Annotated in this window: 10 protein-coding genes and 2 pseudogenes; 11 read left to right on the top strand and 1 reads right to left on the bottom strand. The window is 36.6% G+C overall.

Going from position 1 to position 10,423, the window contains the following annotated elements:
- Window positions 1-126: 126 nt before the first annotated feature.
- The 11 genes and pseudogenes from Q1J64_RS13395 to Q1J64_RS13345 form a co-directional block, all read left to right on the top strand.
- A pseudogene (locus Q1J64_RS13395) lies at window positions 127-627 on the top strand (ATP-binding protein); the annotation flags it as partial.
- 211 nt (window positions 628-838) lie between these two features.
- Window positions 839-2,038, top strand: a complete 1,200-nt coding sequence (gene mobT / locus Q1J64_RS13390; protein ID WP_301109587.1) for a MobT family relaxase — start codon at window positions 839-841, stop codon at window positions 2,036-2,038.
- Window positions 2,039-2,167: 129 nt separating this feature from the next.
- Complete coding sequence (locus Q1J64_RS13385; protein ID WP_050349780.1) at window positions 2,168-2,389, top strand: hypothetical protein; 222 nt, start codon at window positions 2,168-2,170, stop codon at window positions 2,387-2,389.
- Between the two features lie 102 nt (window positions 2,390-2,491).
- Window positions 2,492-3,142, top strand: a complete 651-nt coding sequence (locus Q1J64_RS13380; RefSeq protein ID WP_301109586.1) for a DUF6037 family protein — start codon at window positions 2,492-2,494, stop codon at window positions 3,140-3,142.
- Between the two features lie 76 nt (window positions 3,143-3,218).
- Complete coding sequence (locus Q1J64_RS13375) at window positions 3,219-3,719, top strand: antirestriction protein ArdA (protein ID WP_301109585.1); 501 nt, start codon at window positions 3,219-3,221, stop codon at window positions 3,717-3,719.
- Window positions 3,720-3,793: 74 nt separating this feature from the next.
- Complete coding sequence (locus Q1J64_RS13370; protein WP_483315938.1) at window positions 3,794-4,168, top strand: RNA polymerase sigma factor; 375 nt, start codon at window positions 3,794-3,796, stop codon at window positions 4,166-4,168.
- Window positions 4,152-4,406 (top strand): helix-turn-helix domain-containing protein, encoded by a 255-nt coding sequence (locus Q1J64_RS13365; RefSeq protein ID WP_301109583.1) that lies wholly within the window; start codon window positions 4,152-4,154, stop codon window positions 4,404-4,406. Before Q1J64_RS13370 ends, Q1J64_RS13365 begins: the two co-directional genes overlap by 17 nt.
- 365 nt (window positions 4,407-4,771) lie before the next feature.
- Window positions 4,772-4,918, top strand: coding sequence for a hypothetical protein (locus Q1J64_RS13360; protein ID WP_062197138.1), 147 nt, complete (start codon window positions 4,772-4,774; stop codon window positions 4,916-4,918).
- Window positions 4,919-4,980: 62 nt separating this feature from the next.
- Entirely contained in the window at window positions 4,981-6,783 is a 1,803-nt protein-coding gene (locus Q1J64_RS13355) for a recombinase family protein (protein ID WP_301109582.1), read from the top strand.
- Window positions 6,784-7,076: 293 nt separating this feature from the next.
- Window positions 7,077-8,249: an amino acid deaminase/aldolase gene (locus Q1J64_RS13350; protein ID WP_301109581.1), complete on the top strand. Its 1,173-nt coding sequence runs from the start codon at window positions 7,077-7,079 to the stop codon at window positions 8,247-8,249.
- Entirely contained in the window at window positions 8,249-9,592 is a 1,344-nt protein-coding gene (locus Q1J64_RS13345; protein WP_301109590.1) for a D-arabinono-1,4-lactone oxidase, read from the top strand. The genes Q1J64_RS13350 and Q1J64_RS13345 overlap by 1 nt, the downstream gene beginning before the upstream one ends.
- Before the next feature lie 230 nt (window positions 9,593-9,822).
- Here the strand turns inward: Q1J64_RS13345 and Q1J64_RS13340 are convergent.
- A pseudogene (locus Q1J64_RS13340) lies at window positions 9,823-10,389 on the bottom strand (nitroreductase family protein); the annotation flags it as partial.
- Window positions 10,390-10,423 lie beyond the last annotated feature (34 nt).

Here is a 10,423-nt window from a genome sequence, read left to right as displayed (position 1 = left end):
TTGCACCATTAGGTGCATCTCAAGTATAAAGGAGGGTGGTCCTGTGCATGGCAGAGGTGGAACAAAATCTTGTCATTGGTGGGCCAGAAACATGGCAAAGGTGGGACAATGCAGTGGCTATATTCAATGATGGCAAGTATTGACCAATTTTATGAAGATATGATGGCTCGAAGTGAAGAAATGAAACAAATGCAAGGATATAAAACAGGAGAAAATTATGCTTATTTGGGCTTAGCTCCTCACTTTTTAGTTTTTGACGAATACGTAGCTTTTATGGAAATGCTTGCGTCTAAAGAAAGTACAGCTGTATTAACGAAACTAAAACAGATTGTCATGTTAGGGCGTCAAGCCGGCTTCTTTCTTATTCTTGCCTGTCAACGACCAGATGCAAAATATTTAGGCGATGGGATTCGTGATCAATTTAATTTTCGTGTTGCTTTAGGAAGAATGTCAGAGTTAGGATATGGCATGATGTTTGGTAGTGACGTGCAAAAACAATTTTTCTTAAAACAGATCAAAGGACGTTGATACGTCGATAAAGGAGATAATGTCATTACTGAATTTTACACACCACTTGTGCCAAAGGATTATGACTTTTTACAAGAGATAGAAAAACTAGCACCATAAAGGCTGCCCAGTGCGGCGGCGTGCGAAGCATAAGCCGCTGTGCTGGGCAAAGCCTGCGTGGCGATAGCCACGCTTTACCCCCCGTTTCTAACAGGGGGGTAGAAAAACAATAAGAAACTGTTTCAAAAGCACAGAAACCATGATGCATCAAGGGTTTAGGTCATATTACGAAGATGTCAGCTATTAGCCCTTAGTTGACATCTTTTTTCTGTTGGGAGGAATGCACATGAATGAAGTACCTTGGTATCAACAATTAAAAGAAAAACGACTGTCATATGGCGTATCGCAAAATAAATTAGCAGTACATGTAGGAATTTCAAGGCAGTATATTAGTGAAATTGAAACAGGAAAAATGACACCAACACCAACTTTACAACAAGCAATGTTCGATATTTTAGAACAATTTAATCCAGAAGCACCTTTGGAAATCTTATTTGATTATGTAAGAATACGTTTTTTAACAACGAACCCGAAGCCAGTTATTGAAGAAATTTTACGATTGAAAATGGAGTATATGATCCATGAAGATTATGCGTTTTATTTTTACATGGAACAATATGTCTTTGGCGACATTGTTGTCATGGTTTCGCCAGATGAGGATAAAGGTTGTTTACTTGAACTCAAAGGCAAGGGTTGCCGTCAATTTGAAAACTTTTTATTAGCCCAGCAACGTACATGGTTTGATTTTTTCGTGGATGTGTTTCGAGTAAATGGTGTCTTTAAACGAGTTGACCTAGCAATCAATGATAAGACAGGCATTTTGGATATTCCATTTCTCACGAACAAATGCCGAAATGAAGAATGTATTTCCGTGTTTCGTAGCTTTAAAAGTTACCGTTCTGGCGAATTGGTTCATGGAGAAGAAAAACGGGATATGGGAAATACGTTATATATTGGCTCTTTAAAAAGTGATGTGTATTTTTGTGTGTATGAAAAAGATTACGAACAATACGTGAAACATGGCGCATCACTCGAAGATACAGATATTAGAAACCGTTTTGAAATCCGTCTGAAAAATGATCGTGCCTATCATGCGGTTCTTGATTTAATGACCTATGAAGATGCGGGACGAACAGCCTTTTCTATTATTAACCGATATATTCGATTTGTTGATAAAGATGAGAAGAAACGACGAAGTAGTTGGCCAATGAATGCGGAGTGGCAGCGTTTTTTAGATTTTGGTGAAAACAGAAAAATTTATTTAACAACAAAACCTGAACCTTACACATTCGATAAAACACTTAGATGGTTGGCTCGACAAGTTGCTCCTACTTGGAAGCTAGCTACAAAACTAGATGAAATCAATCAAACGACCGTGATTAAAGATATGTTGGATCAAGCGAAGTTAACCAAACGTCATCAACAATTATTGATGCAACAGGCACTTAAAACAGAAGATGTCATTAAATGATAGATTGGAGGACTTCCATGAAATTCGCAAAATATATTTTTATTACCATTATAGGCGGTATCGTTTTATGGTTTATCGAATGCATGCGGCAAGTAACAAAGTATTAGAAGATGGAAGGAGGAATGAAAGATGAACTTTGGACAAAATTTATACAACTGGTTTTTAAGTAATGCACAGTCATTGGTATTAATGGCAATTGTAGTAATTGGTATTTATTTAGGCTTTAAACGAGAGTTCTCCAAATTGATTGGGTTTTTAATTGTTGCGTTGGTTGCAGTAGGATTGGTCTTTAATGCAAGCGGCGTGAAGGATGTATTGTTAAACTTATTCAATCGGATTATTGGAGCGTGATATCTGGATTGGTTTATTCAAATAGTAGAATCATTATTCTGAATGTAGTAGTTAGATTTAGAGAATGGAGGATGATATAATAGATTTAAAAGTGGAAAGGTCTTGGTAATTTTGACGAATAAGAAAACGAAAATACGTTTTAATAAATTGCCGTTTTTATTAAAGGATATGGAGAAAAAACAATGGATGATAGACTCTTTTTTCTTTGAATATAAAAGTGAACAATATATTGTTATATTAACTTTGTATAATGAAAAAGAAAGAAAACCAGATAAGTATGCTAAAGCTAAAGTAGAATTTATAAAAGATAACAATACGGACCACTCAATTAAAGGATTTATTGACTTTTATGAAGTTCATTTTGATAACTTTAAAGAATTTTGTGACTTTTTCGGTGTAGAAAGTAGGAATGCGGGGAGAAATTTATTTGTAGATTTTGCCGATATATTCTCTAATTTTATACCTGAAGAAAAAATAATAAAGAAAAGTGAGAGGATACAAAAAATAATAGGTAGTCGTGCAGAAGGGAATAATCCAAAAGCGGTGTATTGTTATGATGTTCGTCGTAATGGTAAAAAAGCTGATGGAACATCGAAAAAGCGCACTATTGCTAATAGTAATAAAGCAGAAATGCTTCGACCAGAACTATATGAAACATTTCGTAAAGATACTAATTTGAGCTTTTACTTTTCAACAGAAAAAGCTGATTGTAAAAGCGACCCAGAAATTAAGAGGACATTTGCAAAGAGATAAGTTAAATTTTCCAGTGGACATTTATTGTCTGCTGTTTTTTTATGCCCATTTTTAATAAAAAGGATGTGATAAATTAATGGACATGCAGGTATATATCGCCAATCTTGGAAAATATGATGAGGGTGAATTGGTTGGGGATTGGTTTACACCACCGATTGATATGGAAGATATGAAAGAACGAATTGGCTTAAATAGTGAATATGAAGAATACGCCATACATGATTATGAATTGCCATTTGAGGTTGGTGAATACACTCCAATCTCTGAAATTAACAGGTTATGTGCGATGGTAGAAGAATTAGAAGGATCGCCGATTTATCATAAACTATCCGAAATTCAAGGTTACTGGTTTGATAGTTTGGAAGAATTGCTAGAAAATCAAGATGATATTATTTGTTATACAGATTGCGAAGACATGGAAGATGTGGCTCGGTATTATGTAGAAGAAACAGGTATGCTCGGTGAAGTGCCTACTAATTTACAGAACTATATTGATTATCAAGCGCTTGGAAGAGATTTAGAAATAAACGGGAGTTTTCTAGTTACGTCACATGGTGTGTTTGAATATGTTGGATAAGTAAATATAAAACTTGTGAAACAGTCTGTGTCGAGTGGCAAGTTCGCTGTGCCTTTAATGCTTTTCGTAAACGTGTGTTGAAGAATGAAGCGATAAATATTTATAACGAAAGGAAACAAAGACAAGCAAAGGAGATGACATTTTCTGATCTTACGTCACAAGAAGAAAATCAACTTTATACCTTGGATAAGCAATATGAAGGAGAAGAAGGAGAATGTCTACAAGTGGCTGGTAAGAGAGTCACTCCAATATTACTTGCTGAAGCGATGCGTACTTTGCCAATAGAAAAGCGTAAGACAGTCCTACTATACTACTTTTTTGATAAATCAGATGTAGAAATAGCTGAACTACTAGAGATTCCTCGTAGTACGGTTCAGTATAGGCGGACAAGCTCTTTTAAAAGGTTAAAGCGATTTTTGGAGGAACATGCAGATGACTGGGATGATTGATGCTAACACAAAAGACAACGAACGTGGTTTATTACCGTATTCAATTATTTTAGCTGCAAATAAGGGTGAGCCAGAAGCAATGAAATATGTCATTCTACATTACGGAAGCTACATGACTAGTTTGTCGATGCGTAAACTTTATGACGAACAAGGAAATACGTATTGGGGCATTGATAAAGATACACGTGATCGTTTACGTTCGAAGCTGATGCAAGGCATTTTAGCTTTCAAGATTTGATTACATGGTTAAATTTTCCCTTTCACATATATATTGTTCTTTGACAAAGAAAGCACGGAAGATAACGTCGTGCATTATAAACTGAAAATCAGATACGTTCTACTGATGCAGAGCTACTTGACTCATACGCCATGACTTTCGATAGAAACGAGCGATTATCTATGAGTCTAATACAATCGTGGTAGATTGTTGGCGATAACTCATCAGATAGGATAATGATACTCCTCTATCGTCATGGTTCGAGCGTTCAAAGCGTCGCAAGCTATGAATAGAGCTGGAAGGAATACTTGCAGGGGTGAAATTCCCGTGGAGCTGTACCAACAGCCGTCTGATTTTTAATTGATTAATTATAAGGGGGCGTGTTTTTGAAACAGAATTTGATTCTTTATAGTATGCAAATTGCTATGTTAAAACAACTGCTAACCCGTAAATTGATTACTGAAAAAGAATATTACATGGTTAAAAATAAGTTAATGAAAGAATATTGTATTATCTCCGATATTACAAGCTGAATTGTGTTCCTTTTGGTGCTATAATAGAAAGTATATAAGGAACACAAAAGGGAGGAGCTATTATGTCGGAAGTAGAAGTGATTCGGGCCAATAGTAACTTAGCCAACCAGAAACGTGGAAAAGAAATAAAACAGCTTAGAGTAGCAGCCTATTGTAGGGTAAGTACAGGCTCGGAAGATCAGTTAAATAGCTATAAATCACAAGTCTCTTATTACTCGGATTTAATTCAGAAAAATGTAGAATGGGTGTTAGCCGATATTTATGCGGATGAAGCCATCACAGGCACACAAGTTACTAAACGTGAAGATTTTCAACGAATGATTAATGATTGTATGAATGGAGATATTGATATGGTGATTACGAAGTCAATATCTAGATTTGCAAGGAATACATTAGATACGTTGAAATATGTTCGTATGTTAAAAGAAAGAGATATAGCCGTTTATTTTGAGGATGAAAAAATTAATACACTGACAATGGATGGTGAATTGTTACTTGTCGTTTTAAGTTCAGTCGCACAACAGGAAGTTGAAAATATATCTGCCAATGTTAAAAAGGGATTAAAGATGAAAATGCAACGTGGAGAGTTAGTTGGTTTTCAAGGTTGTCTTGGTTATGACTATCATCCAGAAGATAACAGTATTTCAATAAACGAAAAGGAAGCGGAAATTGTTCGTTATATATTTCAAAGATATGTTGAAGGAGCAGGGGGAAGTATCATTTCAAGAGAGTTAGAGAATTTAGGCTACAAAACAAAGAAAGATACTCCCACATGGGCTGAAACAACTGTACTTGGAATTATAAAGAATGAAAAATATAAAGGCGATATTTTAATGGGGAAAACTTTTACATTAGATCCCATTTCAAAACGCCGATTAGAAAACTTTGGTGAGGAAGATCAGTATTATTTACGAAATCACCATGAACCAATTGTCAGTGCTGAAATATTTGATAAAGCACAGGAAATCAGAATGAGAAGAAATCGCGGACGAAATACAGTAGCTAATAATGGTGGGAAGCGAGAGAAGTTTAGTCGTAAATATGCTTTTAGTTGCATGATTGAATGTGCATATTGTGACAGTACATTAACGAGACGTAGATGGCATAGTGGAACGAAATACGGTAAAACGATTTGGCAGTGTGTTACAAGCACAAAGAAGGGGAAAAGATTCTGTCCAGATAGTAAAGGAATACCCGAAGAAGCTATTGAAAAAGCCTTTCTAGAAAGTTACCGAATTATGTGTAATAATAACAAAGATGTATTGGAAGAATTTTTGCAACGAATGGAAGAAGCATTGAGCTCCAATACGATTCATAAAGAAATAGCTAAAATAGAAAAAGAGATTCAAGGATTGGAGAACAAAAAGAATAAATTAGTGGATATGAGATTAGAGGATATCATCGACAATGAAACGTATGAAGAAAAGTACAATGCACTGATGCAAGAAATTAATGAGAAAGTGCAAACAAGGGAAAAGTCTTTATCGAATTTGGAAGAGGAAAAAGATATTAAAAAACGCTTATTAACTTTCAAAAAAGTTTTAGAACAAAATGAAGTGATTGATACATTTGATCGATATGTATTCGAAAGTGTTGTTGATAAGATAATTGTCGGCGGAGTAGATGAAGATGGAAACAAAGATCCTGCCATGATTACGTTTGTATATAAAACGGGATTAAGTAACAGTCTTGATGGCGAGATATTTAAACCTGCGCGAAGAAATGCGAAAAAAGATAACATAAAAACATCTAATGAATTGTGTTCACATACAGCTAACGAGGATAACAAATTGTGTTCACATAGTAGTGACGACACATGTGGAGTGCGTGGCGTTGCTAGAGTTGAAATAAGTTGGTGTCAATAGTTTATGGAGATTTTAGTTACATATGAAGTGTGTTTTATGTTCCCTCGAACGAATGGTTCGGGGGATTTTTTGACCCCGTGGAGTCTAGTCCATTTAATATACTTTTAGTAGCTTTTTTATTAACCCACTGCTCACTGAACAACTTAGAGCGATGCTTGCCAAGTTTTTCTGATTACACTGAAGGGAAATCAGATTATTTGACGAAGTAAGAATAATATAGAAACTTAATGTCATGGTATTGATAGTACTTCCAAAAGCATAGAATGATGAGTAACGAAAAAGAGGTGAAGTATATGCATTCCAACAAAATACCAGAAGAAATTTCACTTCCAGCTTTGCTGTTGGATCTGCCTGCTTTTGAGGAGAACTGTAGACAAATCGCAAGTTATGGTAATGGAAAAAAGATAAGAATAGCTTCAAAATCTATTCGTTCTGTAGAGGTTATGAAAAGAATTTTAGATTCCAATTCTGTGTTCCAAGGGGTCATGTGCTACAGCCCGGAGGAAGCCATTTTTCTTACGGAAAAAGGATTGGACGATATTTTAATAGCATATCCTTGCTGGGACAAAAAGGCGTTATCTGATATTTCTATTCTGAATTCTAAGGGGAAAAATATTATTTGTATGGTAGATGCACCAGAGCATGTTGACCATCTCAATCATATTGCTGAGGGAACAAAGGGGAACTTTTATCTTTGTATTGATGTTGACATGAGCACAACCTTTTTTAATCTGCATTTTGGTGTAAGAAGATCGCCACTTAAAGATTCTACAGCAGTATTAGAGCTTGCTAGAAAAATCAAACAATCACAGAATGTAAAGCTCATTGGAATAATGGGCTATGAGGCTCAAATTGCAGGGGTAGGAGATAAAGTCCCTTCTCAACGGATGAAAAATAGTGTCATAGACTTTCTGAAAAAGAAATCAATTAAGGAAGTAGAAGAGCGAAGAAACAAAGTTGTTCATGCACTGCGACAAGAGGGGTTTTCACTCCCACTAGTTAATGGAGGTGGTACTGGAAGTCTCCATTCAACGACCAAAGAAGATGTGGTTACAGAGGTAACAGTAGGATCTGGGTTTTATTCACCAAAGCTATTTGATTATTATAGTGGATTTTTATACAAGCCAGCATTGTTTTATGCTTTACCTGTTGTTCGAAAGCCTGCGCCTAATATATATACTTGTCATGGTGGGGGGTATGTATCCTCGGGTCCACCGGGTAAGGATAAGGTACCGCAGCCAGTATTTCCAGTAGGTGGGAAGTTACTTGATTTAGAAGGGGCGGGTGAGGTTCAAACACCGGTATATTATGAAAATGCAACACTGGAAATTGGAGATGCCATTATTTTTCGAGCCGCAAAAGCGGGAGAAATTTGTGAGCGCTTTAAGGAAATTGTATGTATAGCAGAACAGCAAGAAGTTGGCCGGCATAAAACATATCGAGGGGAAGGAGTATGTTTTGTATGATGAAAACGGATGAGGGCAAGACATGGAGAAATTGGGCACATACAAGTGAAAGTACTCCCGAGAATATATTCTACCCAACTTCAATTGAAGACATTTGCAAGCTCGTAAAAGAAGCCTCAAAACAAAATAAGACAATCAGAGTAGTAGGTGCCGGACATTCATTTACAAGCTTAGTCCAGACGAGCGAGTGGCTTGTTTCTCTTGATGAATTAAGTGGCATCGAAACCATAAATGAAGAAGAATGTTATGCTACAGTACTTGGCGGGACCCGGTTGTTTCAAATTGGTGCAGAATTAGGTGAGCTTGGATATGCACAGGAGAATTTAGGGGATGTGAATGTACAAAGCATTGCAGGAGCCATTTCTACAGGCACCCATGGCACAGGGTTAGCATTTGGAAACATTTCAACTCAAGTCTTGGAGGTTGTACTAGTAACTGGGTCAGGTGAAGTTCTAACAATCTCAGAAGAAAATAACCCTACATATTTTAAGGCATGTCTTGTTTCATTAGGAAGTCTTGGTATTATCGTAAAAGTTACCATAAAAATTATTCCCTGTCCGATCTATGAATATAAAAGTCGGAAAATTGCGTTTCCTCAACTAGCACAACAACTTGAACAACTCATAGAGTCGAACCGCCATTTTGAATTTTATTTGTTTCCTTATTCAGATATTGTGCAAGTGAAGACAATGAATATCGTTGAACAAAAACCTCAGAGAATGGAACTTCATCATTTTAAAAATCTATTACTAGAAAACTATTTATTCTTTATCTTCTCAGAAACATGTAGAATATTTCCGAAGAGTAGTCGCTTTTTTAGCAGATTGTCTGCAAAAGGAGTGGGTACCTCGACTAAAAGAGCTAATAGTTATCAATTATTTGCAACGCCGAGATTAGTTCGATTTAGGGAGATGGAATACTGTATCCCACTAGAAAATTTAAAACCTGCCTTGAAGAAAGTTCGAGAGTGTATCGTAACAAAAAAATATAACGTTCATTTTCCTATCGAATGTAGGACAGTGAAGGCAGATGATATTTGGATTAGCCCCTCCTATCAGAGAGACTCTGCCTATATTGCTTTCCATATGTACAAAGGGATGCCCTATGAGGAATACTTTCATGATATGGAATCAATTATGCAGCAATTTGACGGTAGACCGCATTGGGCGAAAATGCATACTCGAACAAAGGAAGATTTGTTAACTCTTTATCCAAAGCTATCAGATTTCCTTGTGGTTAGAGAGAAGCTCGATCCTGAGAGGATATTTATGAATCACTATTTGAATGAATTATTTAAGGTTGAAAGAGCCAGTCATCAGCCACGCCAAATTGTTAAGTCGTGATAAAACAATATGGGGGTAATGAGCAGATTTCGGCCGTTTGTTTCAATCGTTACGAATAAATCACGCACCCCTGGTAAAATTCACTTTTAGGGGAATACATTCACGCAAAATGATCCTTACGCGAAAATCTAGTAGTATGTGATGATAACACACGTTCAGTGTGTGCCATTGATACAGTTGAAATAGTAATGAGAGGAAATATACTGTCCGCGGACAACGTATTTCCTCTTTTAATAGTACTTAAACATTTTCATACGATCTTCCACAGGAGAAAATTCTTTCTCTCCGGCTTCCATCAGTGGTTTGCCAAACGGCATCTGTGCTAGCAGTTTCCACGACTCAGGAAGACCCCATTCTTTTTTCACGCTATCATCAATCAATGGATTGTAATGCTGGAGACTTGCGCCGAATCCTTCTTCCTCTAATGAAGTCCAAATAACGAATTGCAGCATGCCGGAAGACTGCAGTGACCAGACAGGGAAGTTTTCTTTATACCCTTCAAACTGATTTTGTAGCGATTCGATCAGTGCCATGTCTTCAAAGAAAAGAATGGTTCCGTAACCGCCGCCGTGCGCTCTTCGGTCGTATGGAAATTCTGCAGGAACGATTTCACGGAGAGTATCCTCTGTGATCTTCCAAAGCTTTTTATATTGTTCGCCGAGTAGCACAATAACGCGGCCGGACTGTGAATTAAAAGCAGATGGTGTATGTTTGACAGCGTGACTGATGATTTCTTCGATTCTATCATCCGAAATAACAGGTTCCGCACTGAATGCATAGATGGAACGACGGCTTTCTACTGTCTCTGTAAATGTTTTGACATACTAAAAA

Origin of the sequence: Sporosarcina sp. (assembly GCF_029257255.1) — a bacterium.
Classification (GTDB): Bacteria; Bacillota; Bacilli; order Bacillales_A; family Planococcaceae; genus Sporosarcina.
Note: the sequence above shows the minus strand (reverse complement) of the source record. Positions and strands in the feature narration are given on the sequence as shown.